The 23345-nt window shown below is 44.6% G+C and carries 16 protein-coding genes; 11 read left to right on the forward strand and 5 right to left on the reverse strand.

Features of this window, described 5'->3' with window-relative positions; translation table 11 throughout:
• Window positions 1-29 precede the first annotated feature (29 nt).
• The 3 genes from gluQRS to sfsA all read right to left on the reverse strand — a co-directional run bounded on the left by gluQRS (window position 30) and on the right by sfsA (window position 2359).
• Window positions 30-899: a tRNA glutamyl-Q(34) synthetase GluQRS gene (gluQRS, locus tag B5D54_RS08165; protein WP_078926052.1), complete on the reverse strand. Its 870-nt coding sequence runs from the start codon at window positions 897-899 to the stop codon at window positions 30-32.
• A gap of 133 nt (window positions 900-1032) precedes the next feature.
• Complete coding sequence (gene dksA / locus B5D54_RS08170) at window positions 1033-1479, reverse strand: RNA polymerase-binding protein DksA (RefSeq protein ID WP_078926053.1); 447 nt, start codon at window positions 1477-1479, stop codon at window positions 1033-1035.
• A gap of 136 nt (window positions 1480-1615) precedes the next feature.
• Window positions 1616-2359, reverse strand: a complete 744-nt coding sequence (gene sfsA / locus B5D54_RS08175; RefSeq protein WP_078926054.1) for a DNA/RNA nuclease SfsA — start codon at window positions 2357-2359, stop codon at window positions 1616-1618.
• Between the two features lie 147 nt (window positions 2360-2506).
• Between sfsA and B5D54_RS08180 the strand changes: the two genes are divergently transcribed.
• From B5D54_RS08180 to B5D54_RS08230, 11 genes are all read left to right on the forward strand, one after another.
• Window positions 2507-3439 carry a universal stress protein gene (locus B5D54_RS08180; RefSeq protein WP_158117122.1) on the forward strand — a complete coding sequence of 311 codons (933 nt, stop codon included), beginning with the start codon at window positions 2507-2509 and terminating at the stop codon, window positions 3437-3439.
• A 221-nt stretch (window positions 3440-3660) separates the two neighbouring features.
• Window positions 3661-6123, forward strand: coding sequence for an ATP-dependent helicase HrpB (hrpB, locus tag B5D54_RS08185; RefSeq protein ID WP_078926056.1), 2463 nt, complete (start codon window positions 3661-3663; stop codon window positions 6121-6123).
• Window positions 6120-8447, forward strand: a complete 2328-nt coding sequence (mrcB, locus tag B5D54_RS08190; protein WP_078926057.1) for a penicillin-binding protein 1B — start codon at window positions 6120-6122, stop codon at window positions 8445-8447. Before hrpB ends, mrcB begins: the two co-directional genes overlap by 4 nt.
• A gap of 91 nt (window positions 8448-8538) precedes the next feature.
• Window positions 8539-10797, forward strand: coding sequence for a patatin-like phospholipase family protein (locus tag B5D54_RS08195; RefSeq protein ID WP_407834630.1), 2259 nt, complete (start codon window positions 8539-8541; stop codon window positions 10795-10797).
• 237 nt (window positions 10798-11034) lie between these two features.
• Entirely contained in the window at window positions 11035-13632 is a 2598-nt protein-coding gene (gene acnB / locus B5D54_RS08200) for a bifunctional aconitate hydratase 2/2-methylisocitrate dehydratase (protein ID WP_078926059.1), read from the forward strand.
• A 208-nt stretch (window positions 13633-13840) separates the two neighbouring features.
• Complete coding sequence (locus tag B5D54_RS08205) at window positions 13841-14521, forward strand: response regulator transcription factor (protein ID WP_078926060.1); 681 nt, start codon at window positions 13841-13843, stop codon at window positions 14519-14521.
• Window positions 14514-15902: a HAMP domain-containing sensor histidine kinase gene (locus B5D54_RS08210; RefSeq protein WP_078926061.1), complete on the forward strand. Its 1389-nt coding sequence runs from the start codon at window positions 14514-14516 to the stop codon at window positions 15900-15902. The genes B5D54_RS08205 and B5D54_RS08210 overlap by 8 nt, the downstream gene beginning before the upstream one ends.
• 148 nt (window positions 15903-16050) lie before the next feature.
• A complete protein-coding gene (locus B5D54_RS08215) occupies window positions 16051-18249 on the forward strand; it encodes a TonB-dependent receptor domain-containing protein (protein WP_078926062.1) in 2199 nt (732 codons plus the stop codon).
• Window positions 18250-18408: 159 nt separating this feature from the next.
• Window positions 18409-18780 carry a YacL family protein gene (locus B5D54_RS08220; protein WP_158117127.1) on the forward strand — a complete coding sequence of 124 codons (372 nt, stop codon included), beginning with the start codon at window positions 18409-18411 and terminating at the stop codon, window positions 18778-18780.
• Between the two features lie 197 nt (window positions 18781-18977).
• Complete coding sequence (gene glnK / locus B5D54_RS08225) at window positions 18978-19316, forward strand: P-II family nitrogen regulator (RefSeq protein ID WP_078926064.1); 339 nt, start codon at window positions 18978-18980, stop codon at window positions 19314-19316.
• 26 nt (window positions 19317-19342) lie between these two features.
• Window positions 19343-20572: an ammonium transporter gene (locus B5D54_RS08230; protein ID WP_078926151.1), complete on the forward strand. Its 1230-nt coding sequence runs from the start codon at window positions 19343-19345 to the stop codon at window positions 20570-20572.
• A gap of 65 nt (window positions 20573-20637) precedes the next feature.
• Here the strand turns inward: B5D54_RS08230 and B5D54_RS08235 are convergent, their stop codons facing one another.
• Together B5D54_RS08235 and B5D54_RS08240 are read right to left on the reverse strand one after the other, a co-directional pair.
• On the reverse strand, window positions 20638-21723 hold the full coding sequence (locus B5D54_RS08235) for an ABC transporter ATP-binding protein (RefSeq protein WP_078926065.1): 1086 nt from the start codon (window positions 21721-21723) through the stop codon (window positions 20638-20640).
• Window positions 21720-23324 carry an ABC transporter permease gene (locus B5D54_RS08240; protein ID WP_078926066.1) on the reverse strand — a complete coding sequence of 535 codons (1605 nt, stop codon included), beginning with the start codon at window positions 23322-23324 and terminating at the stop codon, window positions 21720-21722. Before B5D54_RS08240 ends, B5D54_RS08235 begins: the two co-directional genes overlap by 4 nt.
• Between the last annotated feature and the right edge of the window lie 21 nt (window positions 23325-23345).

Genomic DNA, 23345 nt, shown 5'->3' on the forward strand with positions numbered 1-23345 from the left:
ATAATAGCGTACACAGCGCCTTTTGAGAATCACGGTGTGATCTCTGTCTCTTCTGGCAATTGTTTTATCTGCCAGTTCTGGCTGCCCCAAGTGATCATTTCTTCGAGTCGAGCATCCATAAAATCTTTTGGTATATCAAAGCCTAAAAACGTCATTGCCCGAATTAATGTCGGTTTTGGCTGGTCAATATTAATGGCCGTTGCATGGTTCTGTTTAGAGAGTTTATTTCCGTTGCCATCCATCGCCAATGGTAAATGTAAGTAGCTAACTGGCTTTTGTTGCAAACTGTGATACAGACTGATTTGTCGACCTGTCGGTTCAATTAAATCTGCCCCGCGTACCACTTGTGTGACGCCTTGCTGAATATCATCAATCACCACGGCAAGGTTATAAGCAAACAGCCCATCCCGTCTTTTAATGATGAAATCTTCTTCTGCTAGGGCATCGGGAATCGTAATTTTTCCCTGTTTCAAATCGATGAAAGAGTAGACGGGGTGATCCATCCGTAAACGAATCGCACTCGACGGTGTTCTATTCAGCACTAAATGGCGACAAGTACCAAGGTAGTAGCCTCCTGCCTGTTTTACCTGTTTACGAGAGCACTGACAATAGTAAGCTTGTCCCGATTGTAACCATGCCTCGATTTGGGTTTGATAAAGCTCATGGCGCTGACTTTGATAAACCACTTCACCATCCCAGTATAAACCATAAGCCTCTAGGGCTTGTAAAATCCATTGTGCAGAACCGGGCATTTCTCTGGGAGGATCGAGATCTTCAATACGTACAATCCATTGCCCTTGTTGGCTACGTGCCTGAAAGTAACTGCCCAGTGCAGCGATCAGTGAACCAAAGTGTAATGGGCCAGAAGGCGATGGGGCAAAACGACCAAGATAATTCATAGTTGTCACAATCAAATTCAATGAAAAGATAAGGCTAACTCATCGAAAGCGTAGGGATTGTAACCTGTTATACAAGTAAAAAGGGAGCATTTTGCTCCCTTTTTATCATGGACGATTCTCGTTACAGAAGAAGTTAACCCATCATCTGTTTTTCTTTGATCTCGGCCAGTGTTTTACAGTCGATGCAAAGATCGGCCGTTGGACGAGCTTCTAAGCGGCGAATACCTATCTCTACGCCACAAGATTCACAGAAGCCAAAATCGTCTTCTTTGATTTTATCGAGCGTCTTTTCAATTTTCTTGATTAAACGGCGTTCACGATCTCGGTTACGCAGTTCCAGGCTGAATTCTTCTTCCTGAGATGCGCGATCCACGGGATCGGGAAAGTTTGCCGCTTCATCCTGCATGTGGTGGACCGTACGATCAACCTCTTCCCTAAGCTGATTACGCCAAGCTTCTAAGATTTTTGTAAAATGAGCGATCTGATCCGGTGACATATATTCTTCACCGGCTTTTGCTTGATACGGCTCAACACCTGCAATGGCTAGGATGCCTAGCGTTTTCTTTTTGGATTCTGGCATACAGCATCTCCTACTAACACCTAGTCAACTGCGAGAGCAGTTAATTTAAGGCGGGTATCTATAGCAAAAAGAAGTGGGCGTGGCAAACACTGAATCGTAAAGTTATCGTCAATGTGAAGGCGACATCATTTTTTTACTATAGATGTACAAATTCTATTGGCGAATTCAATCGAATTTCTTGTTCGGTCAGTTGTGCTTTGTAACACAGTACTTCTACGCCAGCTTCTTGAGCCATTGTTAATAATTGTGAATAGTTCGCGTCTATATGGTGAGCCGCAGAGACTTTTTCAATCCCTGAATGCAAAACAGTAAATAAAAGTACGGCTCTGCTTCCATTTTTAGCCATTTCTGTTAATTCACGTAAATGTTTTTGCCCTCGAAGGGTGACCGCATCGGGAAAATAGCCTTGGCCCATGGAGAGTGCGAGTTCATTGTCAGTGAAAGGGTGTTCATCCAGTAGGGTGACACTTTTTACTTCTATATAGCAATTTGGTCGTTGTGGTGCGGTGAGCAAGATATCAATTCGGCTATTTTCTTGACCATATTTTACTTCGGTGAGTAGCTGTTCATAGCCCTGTAACTCTTTTATGGTTCCATTATGAATGGCTTCAATGGCTAAGGTGTTGGCACGGGCCGTATTGACACAAATGTGGTGTCCAGCGGAGGTTTCTGTCAGTTCCCAGCTATGAGGATATTTACGTTTAGGGTTATCTGATGTGGAGTACCAGACGGTGCTTCCAGTATCGGCACATCCGGTCATAGCACCAGTATTGGCACAATGAATGGTGCATTGCTCTCCGTTACTCAATGTAATGTCGGCGAGAAATCGTTTATAACGCTGAATTAATGTGGCTTTCTTTAGTGGTGGAACAAACTGCATTACATTGTCCTATACCCAGAAGAGTAAGAGATATTTAAGCATAATATCGCGGATTATCCCACAATCCTTAAGGTAGACGCTGGACAAAATTCGTCACTCAGTACAAGGTGATAACGTGTAATGAACAAGCCTGATCAGGAGGGCATTATGTATCCTTTCAATCATATTCTTTATGTCTGTTCTGAGCAGGCCGATGAGCATGCACTTGCTCATGCTGTTCATTTAGCAACGAATTCACAAGCCAAATTATCGATTATTTATGTGCTGGAAAAAGATAATCATGATTTTGAAAAACTGGATGAAATTGAGCACAGTATTTTGGTTTTCCAAAAGGACAAAATTACCAGACAGTGCCAACAATTAGCGATAGATCCTCTGCCTCAAGTTCATTTGGTGATGGGAAAACTTTATCTCGAAGTGATTCGAACGGCATTAAGAGAAAAGGTGGATTTAGTCATCAAAGAAGCTGAAAACCCGCACTGGAGTGATAGTTTATTTGGTAGTAATGATGTTCATCTGCTCAGAAAATGCCCTTGCCCGCTTCTGTTGACGAAACCGAATCGTCCTTTGTCAGGGTATAAAAATATTCTTGCGACCATAGATTTTGGATTGTTTGAACAACAAAGCCACCTCAACGATAAAATTTGCCAGATGGCTTTTCAGATAGCCTTGGGAGAGTTTGCTCAATTACATATCGCTAACGCTTGGGATATTCCCTATGCGGGCTTTGCCAGTATTTGGGGGGGAGAGAATAAAGACACTGAGGCTCGGATGTGGCAAGGCGAACAGCAGCGGCGATATCGACAGATTGAACAGGTTATTCACCCCCTTGTTTTGCAAACGGAAGGTTTTACCCAACCACAGATTCACCTGCCACAAGGTAAGCCAGTCGATGTTCTTCCTCCTTTGATCGCCTCACATGAGATTGACTTGGTGGTGATGGGAACGCTTTCTCGAACGGGGATTAGTGGCATGTTAATTGGCAATACCTCAGAAGAGATCATTAGCCAGTTAGATTGCTCTGTATTGGCGTTAAAACCGGATCATTTTGAAACACCTGTGACTTTGGCTTCTTCATAATACTCTTCTGAGAGGTGACTTAAGGGCGGATAACTCGCTTGTGTCACCGCTTTCTCTTTATGAAATGATCCGTACTGAGTTATCTAACCTATTGAGTTATTTGAAAATCAATAGCGGCAATCAAAAGCATAAAGGGTTTATAACGATAAGCCGTCGATAGGCTATTTATTCTCTAAACTTCTTATGTACAATGTGGCGCTCATTTTAGAAAGGATGTCACGTTGTCAGATCTGCCTATTGATGTTGTGATCCCAGAGTTATTAACGGCGATCCAACATTCCCCCCAAGTGATTCTTAAAGCCCCTCCCGGTGCGGGTAAATCGACGCAATTTCCTCTAGCTCTTCTTCGTTCTGCGCAAGTGAAGGGGAAGGTTGTGATGCTGGAACCTCGGCGATTAGCTGTTCGTAATATTGCTCGTTATCTGGCTCAACAATTGGGTGAGAATGTGGGGGAAAGTGTCGGTTATCGAATTCGAGGTGAAAGTCAGGTCAGTGCGAAGACTCGATTAGAGATCGTTACAGAAGGGATCCTGACTCGGATGATTCAACACGATCCTGAATTGACTGGGGTTGATCTTTTGATCTTTGATGAGTTTCACGAACGGAGTCTACATGCCGATATGGCACTGGCCTTGAGCTTAGATGTGCAGATGGCTCTGCGAGAAAATCTCACCATTGTGGTGATGTCGGCTACGTTAGATCAGCAAGCTTTACAAGGGCTGTTACCGGAAGCGCGTTATATTGAATCTCAAGGTCGTCACTATCCGGTAGACATCCGTTATCAACCCATGAAAGATAACCTTTCTTTGGTGAATGGGGTTGAGCAGCAAATACGTCTCTTACTGGCTCAACAAACGGGATCATTATTGGCCTTTTTACCGGGTAGTGGGCTGATTCGTCAACTGCAAGATCGATTGAGCAATCTTCCCAGTGATATTGATGTTTGCCCCTTATATGGTCAATTGCCCTTTACTTTGCAACAACAGGCCATCGCCCCTGCACTTCATGGACGGCGTAAAGTGGTTCTTGCTACCAACATAGCTGAAACCTCATTGACGATAGAAGGCATTCGACTGGTTGTAGACAGCGGATGGGAACGTCGTGCTCGTTTTGAACCCAAAACAGGGATCACTCGGTTAGAGCAAGTGCGCATTGCGCAATCTTCTGCGCAGCAAAGAGCCGGGCGAGCTGGGCGGTTGGAAGCGGGGTTATGTGTTCGGCTTTATAGTGAAGCACAATTAAACTTGCAGCCATCGGTTCCAGAACCGGAAATTTTGCACAGTGATTTAACCGCTTTAGCCTTGGAGTTAGCTCAATGGGGAGCGCAACAAGCCAGTGAACTCAAGTGGTTAAATATACCGCCATCAGCTGCCTTAAGTCAGGCGCGTGATCGATTAACGGCATTGCAACTGATGGATGGACGAGGTCAGTTAACGCCAAGTGGGCAAGCTGCGCATCGTTTGGGCATTGATCCTCGCATTGCTGCTATGTTGCTGTGGGCGAAGGAAAAAGGTTCCCGATATTTACATTCAGCCTTAGCGTTGGCTGTTTTAGTGGAAGAGCCTGAACATCAGATTTTAGATCTTCAACACAGTTTACACCGATGGCAACAAGGGGAGCACAGTAAAGGCAAGTTGATGGCGCAACGAGCCCAAGCATTAGCCCAGCAGTTACAAGGTCCGTTTTCTCTGCATGAGGTCGATAGTGACCAAATGACCATGGCGGCTTGTTTTGCTTTTTCTGAGCGCCTAGCCCAGCAGCGGGGGCAGTATGGGCATTATTTACTGGCGAATGGCCATGGTGCGTTTGTTCATGAAACTCATCCATTAGCTAGCCAATGTTACCTGTTGGCTGTGGATTTGATGCGTGGTCAGCAGCAGTCGAGTCAGATATTCTCTGCATTAACGGTTGACATTGAACAACTGTTTGCGGAAGTCCCCACGCTCTTTTCTGAGCTAGAATGGGTTGACTGGGATGAGAAACAAGGGCGTTTAGTTGCGGAACGTCAGCGACGTATTGGACGTTTGATCATCCATCGTCAAACTCTTGCTGAACCAAGTTTAGAAAAAATGACCCAAGCTTTGCTTAATTATGTCCAACGCAAAGGGCTTTCCGTGTTGAATTGGAACTCAGAGAGTCAAGAGTGGTTAGCAAGAGTTCGCTGTGCAAGTGAATGGTTACCCGAAGAAGCGTGGCCGGATATGAGTGAAGCCGGGTTGTTAGCAGCCTTACATCAGTGGTTAGCCCCTTATTTAATTGGCCTTCGCTCGGTAAAAGAACTGCATAGCGTCTCCGTGCTTGAGGCATTGATGGCCTATGTGGCTTGGCCGTTGACCCAGCAATTGGATGATTGGCTACCGACTCACCATCAACTGCCGACGGGAAATCGTAAGAAGATTCGCTACCAAGCTGGCGGCGATCCGGTCCTTTCGGTTCGTATACAAGAGGTATTTGGGGAGCAAGCTTCCCCCGTCATAGCGAAAGGGCGAATAGCGATTGTGATGGAATTATTGTCGCCCGCTCAACGACCTTTACAGATCACGCGGGATTTAGCCAGCTTCTGGCAAGGGGCATATCGTGATGTCCAAAAAGAGATGAAAGGTCGTTATCCTAAACATGTTTGGCCCGACGATCCCGCCACTCATCGTGCAACAACAAAAACCAAACGGCACTTAAACCAATGACACAGAAAAAAACGCCGACTAAACGGTCGAGCAGCAGAAAAAACCCGAATTCAAAAACCAAGAAAACCTCATGGGGATTACGTTTATGGGGTGTGGTTTGGAAAGGAACATTTGCACTGGCAGCGGTATTGCTTGTTAGTGGGCTGTACTTAAACAGTGTGGTTAAACAACGCTTTGAGGGGCAATTATTTGATTTGCCAACCGTGGTTTACGCACGGATCTTAACCTTACAACCCGGAGATCCGATTACGTTATCAGAAGTGCGTAATGAATTGGATGTGTTGAATTATCGAAAAGTCGCGCATCCTCGCTTTCCCGGAGAGTACTCTTCATCCTCGACTAAGATCGAGTTGATTCGCCGTCCGTTTGAGTTTTCTGATGGTCCTGAACCTGATCGCCATGTCATGCTTTCTTTTGATCAACATTCATTAACACAGATCCAATCTCTTGAGCAACGTGGTCAACTCGGCTATCTGCGTCTTGATCCAAAAATGCTAGGGATGCTAGAAAAAGACACCATCGAACAGCGGCTCTTTTTACGTCGTGAACAATTTCCGGAAGTGATGGTGGATGCATTACTCGCAACGGAAGATCGTTATTTTTATCAGCATGATGGCATTTCTCCTTTCTCTATTGCTCGGGCGATGTTAGCTAATATTAAGGCTGGGCGAACGGTACAGGGGGGCAGTACCCTGACTCAGCAGTTAGCGAAGAATATCTTTTTGTCTAGCGATCGGACGTTGTGGCGTAAATTGCGAGAAGCTTATATGGCTTTGATTATTGATTACCGCTATAGCAAAGACCGCATACTAGAGGCTTACTTAAACGAAGTTTATTTGGGGCAAAATGGTAGAGAGGCAATTCATGGTTTTGGGCTTGCCTCTCGGCTTTATTTTGGTCAACCGTTGCAAGAATTACGTATTGATCAGCTTGCTCTGTTAGTCGGGATGGTGAAAGGCCCCTCTTATTATCATCCTGTGCGCTATCCTGAACGAGCCAAAGAGCGACGGGATTTAGTGCTAAAACTGATGATGGAGCAAAATATCCTCACCGCAAATCAATACGAACAGGCGGTGTCTCGTTCCCTAGATGTACAAAAACACCCCCATATTGCTAGCCGACAGCCTGCTTACTTTCAGCAATTGTCGATTGAATTAAAGGAGAAGGTTGGAGAGCGATTTCAGATGGATAAAGGGCTACGAGTTTTTAGTTCTTTAGATCCGGTATCACAGGCTAAGCTGGAACAATCCATTTCTCAGCAAGTATCTATTCTAGCAAAACAAGCGGGAAATGAATTAGAAGCCGCGGCGATAGCGGTGGATCGTTCCAGTGGTGAAATTCGTGCCATGGTGGGAGGAAAACGCACAGGGTATGATGGTTTTAACCGAGTATTGAATGCCAGTCGGCCAATAGGGTCACTCGTAAAGCCGGCGGTTTATCTCACTGCATTAGCACAGCCAGAAAAATATCACCTTGCGACGACCTTAATGGATAAGCCTATGAGTTTAAAAGGCAGTGGGGGAACGGTATGGACACCGCGTAATTTTGATCGCCAATATCGAGGTGAGGTTCCTTTATATCAGGCTTTAGCTCAATCATTAAATGTTCCGACGGTTCAGTTAGGGATGTCGTTGGGGATCGATACAGTTTCTAACACCTTGCAGAAGCTTGGTGTCAGTAAGGATGAAATTCGTCCAGTACCTTCTATGTTTTTAGGTTCTTTTTCTCTTTCTCCGTTCCAAGTGGCCCAAATGTATCAAACCATCACAAACTCGGGTAAAAAAGCCCCTTTATCTGCTTTGAGGTCGGTCTCAGATCTTCAGGGAAATGTACTTTATCAATCGATACCGAAAGCCTCTCAGGTGGTGGATCAACAAGCTGCATGGTTAACTACTTTCGCCATGAAACAAGGGGTGAGAGAAGGAACGGGGCGTTACTTAAATAACCAGTTCGCTTGGGCTGCTTTAGCAGGGAAAACGGGTACCAGTAGTGACCGTCGTGATAGTTGGTTTGTGGGCGTAGATGGGCGTGAAGTGACCACCATTTGGCTTGGCCGAGATGATAACCAAGCCACCCAGCTCACTGGTTCGAGTGGTGCTTTGCGAGTGTATGCTGACTATTTACAGCATCGAGTTCCAGAACAATTATTGCTTCCTTGGCCACAAGGAATCAGTACCTTTGGCTTTATGAAAACGCCGTCTGGAGCATTATCTCTTGATTGTGATAATCCTTTTACTTTGCCTGTTTGGGATAAGTCAGGCAATTTGAAACAACAGTGTGAGAATCGCCCCAAAGAATGGTTAAAAAATATCTTCCGATGGTAGGTGGGCGCGTTTATAGTAAATTGATTTTAAAGGATTAGAGGAAATCGATGTGAGGTGTTGGCAACTCTGTATCATAGGAATGATAGGCACTATGTTTTCTGGGCTTTCTGTGGCTCACGCTGAGCAAGCTCAGCAAAATGAGTTAAACCCTCCTCGCCCAGTGATTGCACTCGTTCTTGCTGGTGGTGGCGCTAAAGGTGCAGCTCATATGGGGGTTATCAAAGCGCTGGAAGAGATGAAAGTTCCCGTGGATATTGTATTAGGAACCAGCATGGGGGCTTATGTTGCTGGGCTTTATGCAACAGGGATGACAGCCGATGAGATCGAAGAAGTTATCTACAGTGTTAACTGGAATTCAGGTTATCGTGATCGTGTGAGTCGTAGCCAACGCAGAGTGAGAGATAAAGAATATGAAGACCGTTATCAATTAACCACAGAGCTTGGTGTCAGTTGGGACGGCATTCGAGTCCCTCGCGGAGTGGTACAAGGGCAGAGTATGCTGCGTATTTTGCGGGAAACATCAGGAAATTTACTTCCTTTTGAGTCATTTGATGAGTTAGTGATTCCTTACCGAGCCGTCGCAACGGATATCATTGAAATGCAACAGGTTGTCTTGGACAAAGGCTATTTGGTGGATGCAATGATGGCCAGCATGTCAGTACCCGGAGCACTTCCTCCCTATGAAGTCGATGGCCGCTGGTTAGTGGATGGCGGGGTAACGAACAATATGCCCGTTGACATCGCTCGAGAGATGGGAGCGGATATCGTCATCGCGGTAGACATTAGTTCTGACTATAAACAGCAAGATTCTTTCAATAGCTTTTTAAGTGCCGCCAATCAGATTTCCAATTATTTGGTTCGGCGAACGACCGAACGGCAGGCTAAAACATTAACAGAACAGGATATTTTACTACACCCCGATGTTGGGCAGATGGAAACCACGGAATTTGACAAAATGCCGGATGCTTTTGCTGAAGGTTTTCATGTGGCTATCGAAAATCAAGCACGTTTGAAAGCATTAGCCCTTACTTCTGAACAGTATCAAGCCTATCAAAATGAGAAGGCCGTCCGGCGTAGTCAGCTTCAGTATGCTGACTTATTAACGGTTGATAATGTGAAAATTCGTAATCACACTCACTATAGTGATCGCTTACTACAAAATCGGTTAAATCTATCGCCGAAAGAGGGGATCTCTACGGTGGATATTGAGTCGAGCGTACAAGATCTTTATGCTCTGGACCGTTTTAAGCTTGTTCGCTATCAGTATGAACAGCATGAGGAAGAGACCAATTTAGTGATTGATGTCCATGAAAAACCATGGGGACCAAACTATCTTAATTTTCGTTTTTTCTTAGAAGATGATTTCAATACCGATAGCCAGTATTCTCTTGGGGCATCCTTGAATTTTACGGATATTAATACCCACGGGGCTGAATTAGCTTTGAATATGGATATTGGTACAGACAAAAAGTTAGAGGCCGAGCTGTATTCCCCCTTTCTATCGAGTCAGAAAACCTTCACCACCTTAGCCGTACGTTATACCGATGACAATCGAAATGTACCTTATTCAGGGTTTGACGACACCAGCTTATCGGCTTCTCGTAATTATATTCCCACCAGTTACCGAACTTTTGTTACCGAATTAGCATTGGGTTACCAAGATACCTTGTGGCGTGAATTTAAAATGGGGGGCCGTTATACCGATGGCTCAGCGGGCTATGCAACATTACCAGATTACGCGGATGTGAAGTTTAAGCGTAAAGGGGTCTTTTTTAATTATCGTATTGATACGTTGGATGATTTCAGCCTGCCGCGTGAAGGGCTTTACTTGAATTTAGAGTACGTTATTTCCCATGATGATATTGATGCCAATGTCGATGGTTTGGTTGAACAATCCACTGATACCGTCTTTGAAATTTCCGCCAAGTTGATGGGCGCGCATAGCTTTGGTCGCCATACTTTGGTCGCAAATTTAGATTATGGTGAGGTAAGAAGTAAAAATTCCATTACTCCTATTGACCCCAAAACCATTGGTGGTTTTTTAAACCTTTCAGGGATCCCTCGTAATAGCTTGATGGGGCAGAATAAGGCGTATACGAGTTTGGTTTATCGTTACCGTTGGTTTGATAACGATTTTGGTTTATTTACCTCTCCAGTCTATCTAGGAACCTCATTAGAATATGGTGGGATTTGGTCTGATCCAGAATTAAATGTGGATACGGCTCCAATGTATCTGGCTGGGTCTATTTTTACCGGAGTCGACTCACCCATTGGTCCAGTCATGTTTGGTTATGGGCGAACTGAACAAAATTTTGACTCTATTTATTTGATCGTGGGAACCACGTTCTGATTCAGATAAGCAGGAAGAACAAGATTAAACTTTCGTCTTAACTTGCTATGTTGGTCAACATGACGAGATTTTAATTTATCGTTAATTTTGCTATTCTATTGCCCACAGTTTGGCCTCTAGGGCGCTGTTTCTCAGTCAATTTGAATGAAAACATGGGCAACGGAGAGCCAAGTTTCCAAGGATGTTCACTCACCTTTTAATAATAATTTGGGTGAACCGCAATGAGAGGAAAAAGTCGTGCTTGAAGCCTATCGTAAACACGTCGCAGAGCGTGCTGCTGAAGGGGTTGTACCTAGACCTTTAGATGCTGAACAAGTTGCCGGACTTGTTGAGTTACTGAAAAATCCACCACAAGGTGAAGAAGCGTTTCTTCTTGACCTGCTTGAAAACCGAATTCCCCCTGGTGTTGACGAAGCCGCTTATGTTAAAGCCAGTTTTTTAACAGCGATAGCGAAAGGTGAAGTTGCTTCTCCCTTAGTGAACCGTGAGAAAGCCGCGAAACTACTGGGTACGATGCAAGGTGGCTATAATATTGAACCACTGGTTTCATTGCTCGACGATAATGAACTTGCTCCTATTGTGGCTGAAGCTTTATCTCACACCTTACTGATGTTTGATGCTTTTTATGATGTTGAAGAAAAAGCTCAAAAAGGAAATGTTTTTGCTAAGCAGGTGATGCAATCGTGGGCTGAAGCCGAATGGTTTTTATCCAAACCTGCACTAGCAGAAAAAATCACTTTGACGGTATTTAAAGTGACGGGTGAAACCAATACCGATGATTTGTCTCCCGCACCGGACGCTTGGTCTCGTCCTGATATTCCTGTGCACGCATTAGCCATGCTGAAAAATGAGCGTGAAGGGATTGAGCCTGATGACGCAGGAAAAGTGGGACCCATCAAGCAAATCGAAGCGTTAAAAACACTGGGCCATCAATTGGTTTATGTAGGAGATGTGGTTGGTACGGGTTCTTCACGGAAATCAGCCACAAACTCCGTGCTTTGGTTTATGGGCGATGATATCCCATTTGTGCCTAATAAACGGGCAGGCGGGTATGTCCTAGGTGGAAAAATCGCGCCTATTTTCTTTAATACCATGGAAGATGCTGGCGCTCTGCCTATTGAGGTGGATGTATCCAAGCTCAATATGGGGGATGTGATTGATATCTACCCTTATGAAGGGAAAGTCTGCAATCACCAAACGGGTGAAGTATTAGCCACCTTTAAACTCAAAACCGATGTCTTGATGGATGAAGTCCGTGCTGGTGGACGTATTCCGCTGATCATCGGCCGTGGTTTAACCGATAAAGCGCGTGAGTCACTGGGATTAGAACCTTCTACTGTATTCCGTCGCCCATCTCCGGTTGCGGAAAGTGATAAAGGCTTTACCTTAGCGCAAAAAATGGTGGGTAAAGCGTGTGGTGTCGCGGGAATTCGTCCGGGAACCTACTGCGAACCTAAGATGACTACGGTTGGATCGCAAGATACCACTGGGCCCATGACTCGAGATGAGCTCAAAGATTTGGCTTGTTTGGGTTTCTCCGCAGACCTTGTGATGCAGTCTTTCTGTCATACCTCTGCTTATCCAAAACCTGTTGATGTTAATACGCATCATACGCTGCCGGATTTTATTATGAATCGTGGTGGGGTTTCGCTACGCCCCGGAGATGGGGTTATCCATTCTTGGTTAAACCGTATGCTGCTGCCTGATACCGTGGGGACCGGCGGGGACTCTCATACTCGTTTCCCATTGGGAATTTCATTCCCTGCTGGATCGGGTTTAGTCGCGTTTGCTGCGGCGACAGGCGTGATGCCACTGGATATGCCAGAATCGATTTTGGTTCGCTTTAAAGGCAAGATGCAGCCCGGCATTACCCTGCGTGATTTAGTTCACGCGATCCCTTATTACGGCATCAAACAAGGGTTACTAACCGTTGAAAAAGCTGGAAAAATCAATGAATTTTCTGGTCGAGTACTAGAAATTGAAGGGGTTGAACACCTAACCGTTGAGCAAGCATTTGAGTTGTCGGATGCTTCTGCTGAGCGTTCTGCGGCGGGCTGTACGGTCAAGTTATCCAAAGAATCCATTGCTGAGTACCTTAACTCCAACATTACCATGCTTAAGTGGATGATTGCAGAAGGGTATGGTGATCGTCGTACGATAGAACGCCGTATTAAAGCGATGGAAGAATGGTTGGCGAATCCACAGTTGATGGAAGCTGATAAAGACGCAGAATATGCACATGTTATTGAGATAGATTTGGCAGACATTAAAGAACCGATTCTTTGTGCGCCAAATGATCCTGATGATGCGCGTTTGTTGTCTGATTGCGCAGGAACCGAAATCGATGAAGTCTTTATCGGGTCTTGTATGACGAACATTGGTCACTTCCGTGCCGCAGGTAAGTTGCTTGAGAAATACAACGGTCAACTTGATACGCGTTTATGGGTTGCACCACCGACCAAAATGGATCGAGATCAACTGACAGAAGAAGGCTATTACGGTATTTTTGGTCGTGCAGGCGTTCGCATTGAAACACCGGGATGCTCACTCTGCATGGGTAACCAAGCGCGTGTTGCGGATAAAGCGACGGTGATGTCAACATCAACACGTAACTTCCCGAACCGACTGGGTACGGGAGCGAATGTTTACTTAGCTTCAGCGGAATTATCCGCCGTGGGTGCGATTCTTGGTCGAATTCCGACCATGGATGAATACCTCGAGTACGCAAAACAAATTGATGCGACTGCTGCTGATACCTATCGTTATTTGAACTTCCACTTGATGCCGAGTTATACCAATAAAGCTGATAGTGTCATTATTCAACAAGCGGTATAACACGCTTTAATGATCAAACCGCCTTCTTGAAGGCGGTTTTGTTCTTTCTACGGTTGATGATTCAATTGGATCAGATCTTTTCGGTATTGACGTCATCATCTTTGTTATGTCGTGATCTTCACCGGATGAAAGTCTTTATAGTGCTTGTGTTTATGTTAATAATAAATAGAATAATAACCATTCCTATTTGATTTTATTGTCTTTCACCATGCCTACAATATTGATTGCTGATGACGATCCAGTGCTGTGTCAGTTATTGGAATCGGTTTTAAAACCCGAAGGTTACCAAGTCTATTGTGCTCATGATGGAGAGCAAGCACTCTCTTTGCTTGCTAATACCCCTTTTGATTTGGTCTTACTTGATGTCATGATGCCAAAGCTTAACGGATTGCAGGCCGCTCGGCGTATTTGCCAGCGTTTTTCAACCCCCATAATAATGATTAGCGCATTTTCTGATGAAGCCGCTAAAATTGAAGGGTACGAGGCCGGAGCCGATCATTATTTGGCAAAACCTTTTAGCATTCCTAAATTACTCACGTTAATCAAAGCGAGCTTACGGCGTGTTGCTTTAGAAAAACAGCGCTACAGCCATAAGCTCAGCTTTGCGCCTTCTGTGGGGCTATCTCACCGTCTTGATACCTTACGTCGTTTGCCTTTTACCCAAACAGAACTGGACTTAGTCACTTATCTGGCTGCTCATTCTCAGAAAGTCATTTCTAAAGCTGAGCTTCAGCATCAAGTCCTTAAACGAGAATTGTGTCCTTTTGATCGCAATTTAGATATGCATATTAGTAATATCCGGCGTAAGTTGTCTCAAGCGGGATGGCCAAAATCAACCATTCGGACTGCACGTGGGGTTGGTTATCAATTCGAGTTAGGTCATGCTTAACCGAATAACAGCATTTTTTCGTCAATGCATTGCCTTACAAAAAAGATTAGTCATTCGTTTATTTGCCAGCTTAGCACTCAGTGTCTTATTGGTTTTAACTGCCTTCACGGCAGTTGAAATGCTACTTCTTGATCATTTTTTAACACTTCCCAAAGCATTACAAACAGAACTACGTTTGCTTGCTGAGCAAGCCAAACAACAGTTAGCACATGAAGACAGACAAGCGTTGGCACAATGGGAGCGTTCAGCGCCTTATCTTGTGCATGTGGTGAATGATCGTCTCCAACCATTGAGTGAGCGAAATATTCACCCCCATGTCTTACAAAAAATGCGGTATAGCCGTCAATGGGATGAGCCCATGGGGGCGAAAGTATCAAAACCCATGATTCGTCTACCTTTAACCGACCATGAGCTGCTTATGGTTCAACTACCATGGCAACAGCATCCAGCCTCTCGGGCTGGTTATTATCTTTGGTTTGCGAATTTGATTGTGACCATGCCCATATTGGCGTTGATGTCCTGGATTTTGAGCCGTCAATTACAGCGTCCATTAACTCGCTTGCAATCGGCCAGTCGAGCCCTTGCATTAGGAGAAACGGAGGCAAGGGTGGCAAACACCTTAGGTCGGACGGCACAAGAGTTCCAAGAACTGGCAACCGATTTTGATCAGATGGCAGAGCAGATTCAACAATTGGTGGATGAGCAACGTAAGTTAGTTCGTACTTTATCCCATGAATTGAAAACACCACTTACTCGGCAGTCACTTGCCTTACATTTAGCCCAACAGGCGAATAATGAAGAAGATCGACATGAATGGTTAGATCGCGCAGGGCAAGAAGCTGAGTTGATGGATTCGATGATTGAGAAAATTTTGGCATTGAGTCGGCTAGAAGGTTGTCGTTTACCCGTTACTCTTATTCCGATGGATGTTAATGCCTACTTGACTGAACAAGTTGAACAATTTCGTCCACACCTTAAGCCTCAACAACAACTCCATTTCTTTGCATCTATGGAGAGTGGGTGGATTTTGGCCGATAGAGTACTACTGGGTAGTGCTGTCAATAATGTATTAACCAATGCGGTAAAATATGCAGGAGAACGCGGTGTCATTAACATGCGTGTTGACGTACGCCCAACTCAACTCTTGATTTCGGTTGCAGATAATGGCCAAGGCGTGAGTGATGATGACCTTGAGCACTTATTTAAACCTTTTTATCAGGTTAAAAAAACACCGACCCAGTGTTCGGGTTATGGTTTAGGCTTATCGATTGTAAAACAAAGCGTTCACAAGATGAATGGTCGAGTTTGCGCCAAAAACGAGCAAGGGTTGGTTATTGATTTCACTTTCCCTCGTTATGATGGGTTGAATAAAGTTCCGTAAAGTTATGTAAATTTTGTAAAGTAAATACAATTGATAATCACTATCAGTTAGATTTCCCTCTATTGATAATTCACGCCCATGATTGGCTCTTAAAGATTTAACGGCTTTAAGTGAGTGGGCTCGATGGAATAAGAAAGGAAAACTAACCATGTTGTTAACTCGTAAAACGAGCTTAGCGCTAGCAATAGCTTCGCTTTATCATTTGCCAGTGGTCGCAGCCCAAACAGAAGCGAAAACGGATGAAGTGATGGTGGTCACGGCTTCTGGTTTTGAGAAAAAGTTAACTCACGCGCCGGCTACGATCAGTGTTATCTCTCGAGAAGATCTTGAAAGAAAGCGATTTTCAAACTTAGCTGAAGCTTTGCAAGATCAAGAAGGGATTGATGTCTTTGGCAATACTGGGAAAACCGGGGGGCTAAACATTAGTATTCGTGGTATGCCTTCAGAATACACCTTGATCTTGATTGATGGTCGCCGACAAAATGTAGCAGGAAATATCACCCCGAACGGTTTTGGTGAAATGTCGGGAGGAGTGATGCCGCCTGTTAATGCAATTGAACGGATTGAGATTGTACGTGGCCCGATGTCAACTTTATATGGTTCTGATGCCATGGGTGGGGTTGTTAACATTATTACCCGTAAAGTGGGTGATAAGTGGAGTACTTCGATTACTCAAGATTACACTTGGCAGCAAGAACGAGAGTTTGGTGATACTCATAAAACCAGCATTAATACCAGCGGTCCATTGATTGAGGATACCTTAGGGTTAGCGGTGCGTGGTAGTTTCTATAAACGTAATGAGTCGAACTTAACTGCCAAAGGAGCAGATGGACGTGAATTTGATTCTCGTGGGCAGAGTAAAGTTGATAATGAAAACTACACGCTTGGTGCTCGTTTAGACTTCATCGCTATTGAGGATCATAATCTATGGCTAGATATGGATTTATCACGACAAGAGTATGATAACGGTACTGCTGATAATCGCAAACTTAGCGCGAATGATACTTCGACATATTGGCGTGGTTATGATGATGAATTGCGCTACGAGAACCAACAAGTTGCTTTAGGCCATACTTCACAAGTGGATCTTGGCACTTGGGAGTCGAGCGTTATGTATAATCGCTCTGAAACCATCGGTCGGACGATCCCTGGTAACCCAAATCTTCCAAGTGGCATCCAAGGAAAGAACGTCAAAGATGATCGTGAGCTAGAAACCACTAATATTGTGCTTGATACCAAGTTAAATACTACGGTGGGGAGTGATCATTACCTAACCGTTGGTGCTCAATACTGGAGAGCCTCAATGACCGATGGTATGGTGAGCGATGATTTTGAACAGACAACGTGGTCGGTATTTGCAGAAGATGATTGGTTATTGACAGATCAACTCAGCCTGACTTTAGGTGGGCGATATGACCGTCATGATGCCTTCGGGGGGCACTTTAGCCCTCGAGCTTACGCTGTGTATAGCTTAACTCCTACCATGACGGTTAAAGGGGGAGTCAGTACGGGCTTTAAAGCTCCACAGGTGAATGCGTTACATGATGGAATTAACGGTATTACCGCACAAGGCACGCAAATCACGGTGGGCTCTCCGAATCTCAAAGCCGAGAAGAGTCGTACAACGGAATTGGGCTTCTACTACAATGGTGAACAAGGGATCTCGACCAATGTAACTCTGTTCCATAACCAATTTGATGATAAGATCACAACCGGTACACCTCTGTATAATTGCTTTTCTTCAACTAACCCTGATCGACCAGGATGCGTCAGTTTTGGGGACAGTTGGACTCAGGATACCTTTTCTCAGCAGACCAACGTGGATGAGGCTTATTCTCGTGGGATAGAGTTTGCTTTGTCTATGCCCATTATGGAACGCGTGAACTTTTCCATGAACTACACCTTTACCGAAAGTGAGATAAAGGAAAACGGAAAAGCGGCGGGTGAGTTAAGTGATACGCCTAAGCATAAAGCGAGTGCAAGAATCAATTGGGCTACGACAGATCAGATGGATCTCTGGTTAGCGGCTAATTACCGTGGTGAAAGCCGCCGCTTTGATGGGCTGGTGGAAGATCTTTCTCCTGCCAATAAAGCGCTTTATGATGCAGTCGGTGATATAAAAGCTTATACCTTGTTTGATCTTGGTGCAGCATACCGAGTGAATTCAAACTTTAGCCTTAACGCGGCTGTTTATAACTTATTTAATAAAGATTTTCGTCAACTTAGTGCTTATGAATATGACGGAGAGATCTATTACGCGAGCCAATACAGCCATCTTCAGCAGTCGACTAAGGGGGCTATCTTAGAAGGGCGACGTTTCTGGATATCCGCAAACTATACATTCTAAGTTTTTCACGACTGACACGTAATCTGAGATGACTCATCGCCGCTTGTGGTTGCTTTGCAATGACAAGCGGCGATGGTGTTTTTTACTCTTTAACGTCTTGGGAATAGGGAAGATGTTCGTTACACTGCGGCCTCTATCTTTTTTATCGAGTCTCTATCTGTGGAATATCAGTTCGTCCGTCACCAATTTTTGGGTCAATACACGGTCCAATGCGACATGGGATTTGAAGTGATTGCTCGTTGGCTGCAAGATGAAATCTCAATCAACTTAGAGTGCATTGAAGGATTACTTCGCTTAATCGAGTCAGCGCAGCAACAGCCTAATCAAGAGTTTCGTTTGCTAGGGAAAGAGATTTCTTTATTTATGAGTGAACATGAAGCGAGAATTCAAGAAAATGCATTGGGGTATGATTCAGAACCTTCTTGCGAAGAGGAGTGGGGCTTTTATGATAGTGAGAGCCTGGCTCAGTGTGGCTTACCTGATTTGTACGAGTTAGTGGCTCAGTGGAAAGCCTTCATCACCGCCGCTTAAATGAGTAATTGCACCTTGATGGTGAATAATTTCTCGTTTGCTTTATTTCAGTGAATGATGTGCACCTTATTGGTGCGTTTACTCTTATAGAATGCCTTTTATTTTAACAAAATCATTACTATTCAACTAGTTAATAAGTTGGCACGTACCTTGGATTAACTGAAGTGTAAATGGACTACTGCTTCAGAGAGGATACGATGAAACTGATTAACGCCATAATTAAACCCTTCAAATTAGATGATGTACGTGAAGCCTTAGCCGATGTCGGCATTGAAGGTATGACGGTGTCTGAAGTTAAAGGTTTTGGACGTCAGAAAGGACACACGGAGCTTTACCGAGGTGCTGAATACCAAGTGGACTTTCTTCCCAAAGTAAAAATCGAGATCGCTACCCAAGCGGATAATGTTGATCGAGTGTTAGAGGCGATCATTAAAGCTGCACACACTGGGAAAATTGGTGACGGAAAAATATTTGTTTATGACTTAAGCCACGCAGTTCGCATTCGTACTGGCGAAACTGATGGCGAAGCACTTTAAGATTCAAAGGATTGGAGATGATGACTATGGATTTGTCAGTGACAGTAACAGAACTGCGCTACGCACTGGATACTTTCTTTTTCTTGATTTCAGGGGCGTTAGTGATGTGGATGGCCGCCGGCTTTGCCATGTTGGAAGCGGGATTGGTGCGTTCAAAAAACACGACGGAAATTTTAACGAAAAACTTTGTATTATACGCAATCGCTTGTACAACCTATTTAATTGTAGGTTACAACATCATGTATGTTGATAACAGTGAAGGTGGTTGGTTACCTTCCATTGGTGCTTTAATTGGTAGCCAAGAGGCAGGGACCGATCACTCACTAGAATCTGATTTCTTCTTCCAAGTGGTCTTTGTGGCAACTGCTATGTCGGTTGTTTCAGGCGCCGTTGCTGAGCGGATGAAGTTATGGGCATTCTTAGTGTTTGCGGTGGTACTGACTTCATTGATTTATCCTATACATGGTTATTGGACGTGGGGTGGTGGCTTCTTAGATGAAGCGGGATTTAGTGATTTTGCAGGTTCAGGTATCGTGCATATGGCAGGCGCCGCGGCCGCGCTAGCGGGAGTATTGTTACTCGGCGCCCGTAAAGGCAAATACGGTAAAAACGGTGAAGTTTACCCTATCCCAGGATCAAACATGCCGCTTGCGACACTCGGCACCTTTATTCTGTGGTTTGGGTGGTTTGGCTTCAATGGTGGCTCTCAATTGATGTTATCTGATTTTGAAAATGCGACCGCGGTTGGACAAATTTTCCTTAATACGAATGCCGCTGCTGCCGCTGGAGCTATAGCTGCACTCTTGGTGTGTAAAACAACGTGGGGTAAGGCTGATTTAACCATGATTCTTAACGGTGCTTTAGCAGGGCTGGTAGCGATCACGGCTGACCCTCTTTCTCCATCCCCTGTTTATTCGGTGGCGATTGGCGCGGTTTCTGGTGTGTTAGTCGTGTTTAGCATTATTGCGTTGGATAAGCTAAAAATTGATGATCCTGTCGGCGCTATTTCAGTACACGGCGTGTGTGGTTTATTTGGCTTGATGGTGGTACCGCTGAGCAATGGTGAGGCGAGCTTTGGGGCTCAGTTACTAGGTGCGGCGGTCATCTTTACTTGGGTATTTGGTGCAAGTATCGTGGTATGGGCCATTCTTAAAGCGACCATGGGGATCCGAGTCTCTGAAGAGGAAGAGATGGAAGGGATGGATATGCATGATTGTGGTGTGGATGCCTATCCCGAATTTGTTACGGTTAAATAAGTTACGATTAAATAAATAGCCTTGAAAGTGATCCCCTTGCTGAGTGAATTTAGCAAGGGGATTTTTTATTTCTGTAGCGGATAAGCATACAAAATTGCATCGATAGCAACCGTTTGCCCTATGGCATATTCGTATTGTCGGCTGGTAATGACGGACAAAGTGAGATCATCAAGCTGGAGAGTATAAAAATAGTCATGACCGCGAAACTCTCGATTGATGATGATCGCTTTAGGGTGAGAATTATTCAGAGCGTTACTAAGATGGATATCTTCTGGGCGTATCGATAAGGTGACTGCTGTTTGAGTTAACCCTGGTAAGTGAATCTCACCTAAACGTGTGTTGGCATATTCCCCCTCAACCAGACCGGGTAATAAGTTAGTGTGACCTAAAAATTGTGCGACAAACGCATTGTGTGGATGTTGGTACACTTGTTGTGGGGTACCGATTTGAGTGAGTTTGCCTTGCTGCATCACTCCAATCTTATCGGCGAAGGAAAGGGCCTCGGCTTGATCATGGGTGACCAAAATAACCGTGGTTCCTGAGCGTTTAAATAAATGGCGCATCTCATTTCGAGTCGACTCACGCAGTGCAGCATCTAAATTACTAAAAGGTTCATCAAGCAAAACCAGATCTGGCTCGGCGGCTAAGGTTCGGGCTAGGGCTACCCGTTGCTGCTGCCCACCGGATAATTCGCTAGGATAACGATGACGTAAGTTTTCTAAGCGCATAAGTTCTAACCAAGGAGAGGCTTTCCCCGCCCGTTCAATTTTGGGCGTACTACGCATAGCAAACATGATATTTTGTTCCACTGTCATGTGAGGGAACAAGGCGTAATCTTGAAAAACAATACCAATATTGCGTAGTTGAGCAGGAAGATGGGTAACCTCTTTCCCATGTAGTGCAATTTTTCCTTGATCGGGTTGTTCAAACCCCGCCAGCATACGTAGCGTTGTGGTTTTTCCACAGCCACTTGGACCAAGTAGAGCGAGAATCTCTCCGGCTTGTAACTGAAAAGAGACATCCGTGACCGCAGGTAAGTCACTACCAGAGAACGTTTTCACTAACCGATGAGCTTCTATCTGGTAGTGTTTGATCGAGTCTATGGGTTGCCCTTGCTCGGTCGACTCAATGGTAAGGGGATATGAACTCATTCTATTCCTTTGATCTTTTCACGGTTTAATATCAATCCAATCGATAAGCTAGAAAATAGCACGATAGCGGTAGCAAAAGGAGCCGCCTCTGCCATCATTCCCTCAGAGGTTCGGGAAAAAACCGTCACTGCTAAGGTATGGTAACCTGTTGGAGCCAGTAAAAATGTAATGGGAAGTTCTTTCATACAAAACAGAAAAACTAAGGCTAAAGAGGCTAGAATGCCTCGTCTTAACCTTGGTAAGACGACATAAAAAAAACAGGCGACAGAGCTATAACCTAATGATTGTGCTGCCTCTTCAGTATTTTTTCGAGTTTGAATCAGAGCGCTACGAATCGGCCCCATAGCAAGAGCCAAGGTGGCTAAACTCCAAGTGAAAATCAGCAGTGTTAAGGTTTGGTAGAGGAAAAAAGCGCTGTGTAGCGCAAAAAATACCATAGCTAAAGCCAGCGTTAATGGAGGTAATGCGTAACCAATATAGGCACAGCGTTCCATTGTTCTCGTTAAAGGAGAAGGGTAGCGTGTCGCCAAATAACAGAGTGGTATTGCCATAATGGCAGCCAGCAGAGCAGCAGGCGCCGCGGCCAGTGCTGAACGAGCAAACGTGAAAGGAACTTGCATCAATAAGCTGTAATCTGGAGGAATGACGATCATCCAATAACTGAGCATAGCAAGGGGCAACCCGATGGAAAGAAGGAATACGGTTCCGATATATAGCCAAGCGGGCAGAGCCCAATGCCCTAAAATGAAGGGTTTAGCCTGACGAGCAATACCACTTCCCACGCTTGCTAAACGTTTACGTTTTAATAAATAGTATTCCACTAATAAAAAGCTACCAGCAAGAGCCAGTAACATGATCGATAACCAAGCGGCATAAATACGGTCAAAGGCACCTGAATATTGGTTAAAAATAGCAAAACTAAACGCTTCATAACGCATGAGTGCAACGGCACCAAAATCTCCTAATACGTATAAAGCAACAACAATATATCCTGCTAACAAGGCTGGTAATAGATGGGGCAGCATAATGAAACGAAAGGTAGCAAAGCGAGAGTAACCTAAACTGTGAGCACTCTCTTCTAAACTGCTATCTAACCCCAGTAGTGCAGCACGTAAATTGAGGAAAATATAAGGGTAAGTATAAAGGGCTAAGGCCCATACCGCTCCCCAGTATCCTGAAATATTACTGATACGGAGACCAAATAAATGCGCTAAAGCCCCCATGTTACCGCCAATACCTAGTAAGGCGTATGCCATAACGTAGCCTGGTATCGCTAAGGGAACAATGGCTAAGACGGTTAACCCTCGTTTTGCTGCAATATTGGATCTGGTAACTAACCAAGCTAATGGTAGAGCCAGCAAAGTACCAATCAATAGCACCCCTCCGGTGAGAGAGAGGGTATTGAGCAAGAGTTGCCAGTTACGAGCTCGAAAAACTAACTCAATCAACTGATTATATTCGGCTTGGGAAGCTCGTAGAACGAGATAGCACAAGGGGATGAGCATTAATAGTGAGATAAAACCTGCACTGAGCAATAGATAAAGTGGGGCGCGTTGGCGCTTTTTCCGTATCGAGTCATAGGGGTTAGATATAACACTCATTGAATTACTACCTGTATCAAG

Origin of the sequence: Vibrio cincinnatiensis DSM 19608, from assembly GCF_900167345.1 — a bacterium.
Classification (GTDB): Bacteria; Pseudomonadota; Gammaproteobacteria; order Enterobacterales; family Vibrionaceae; genus Vibrio; species Vibrio cincinnatiensis.

Bases quoted from the DNA above. Each gene is read 5' to 3' on its own strand.
- gluQRS (WP_078926052.1), bottom strand. From the start codon at position 899: ATGAATTATCTTGGTCGTTTTGCCCCATCGCCTTCTGGCCCATTACAC.
- dksA (WP_078926053.1), bottom strand. From the start codon at position 1,479: ATGCCAGAATCCAAAAAGAAAACGCTAGGCATCCTAGCCATTGCAGGT.
- sfsA (WP_078926054.1), bottom strand. From the start codon at position 2,359: ATGCAGTTTGTTCCACCACTAAAGAAAGCCACATTAATTCAGCGTTAT.
- B5D54_RS08180 (WP_158117122.1), top strand. From the start codon at position 2,507: ATGTATCCTTTCAATCATATTCTTTATGTCTGTTCTGAGCAGGCCGAT.
- mrcB (WP_078926057.1), top strand. From the start codon at position 6,120: ATGACACAGAAAAAAACGCCGACTAAACGGTCGAGCAGCAGAAAAAAC.
- B5D54_RS08195 (WP_407834630.1), top strand. From the start codon at position 8,539: ATGTTTTCTGGGCTTTCTGTGGCTCACGCTGAGCAAGCTCAGCAAAAT.
- B5D54_RS08205 (WP_078926060.1), top strand. From the start codon at position 13,841: ATGCCTACAATATTGATTGCTGATGACGATCCAGTGCTGTGTCAGTTA.
- B5D54_RS08210 (WP_078926061.1), top strand. From the start codon at position 14,514: ATGCTTAACCGAATAACAGCATTTTTTCGTCAATGCATTGCCTTACAA.
- B5D54_RS08215 (WP_078926062.1), top strand. From the start codon at position 16,051: ATGTTGTTAACTCGTAAAACGAGCTTAGCGCTAGCAATAGCTTCGCTT.
- glnK (WP_078926064.1), top strand. From the start codon at position 18,978: ATGAAACTGATTAACGCCATAATTAAACCCTTCAAATTAGATGATGTA.
- B5D54_RS08230 (WP_078926151.1), top strand. From the start codon at position 19,343: ATGGATTTGTCAGTGACAGTAACAGAACTGCGCTACGCACTGGATACT.
- B5D54_RS08235 (WP_078926065.1), bottom strand. From the start codon at position 21,723: ATGAGTTCATATCCCCTTACCATTGAGTCGACCGAGCAAGGGCAACCC.
- B5D54_RS08240 (WP_078926066.1), bottom strand. From the start codon at position 23,324: ATGAGTGTTATATCTAACCCCTATGACTCGATACGGAAAAAGCGCCAA.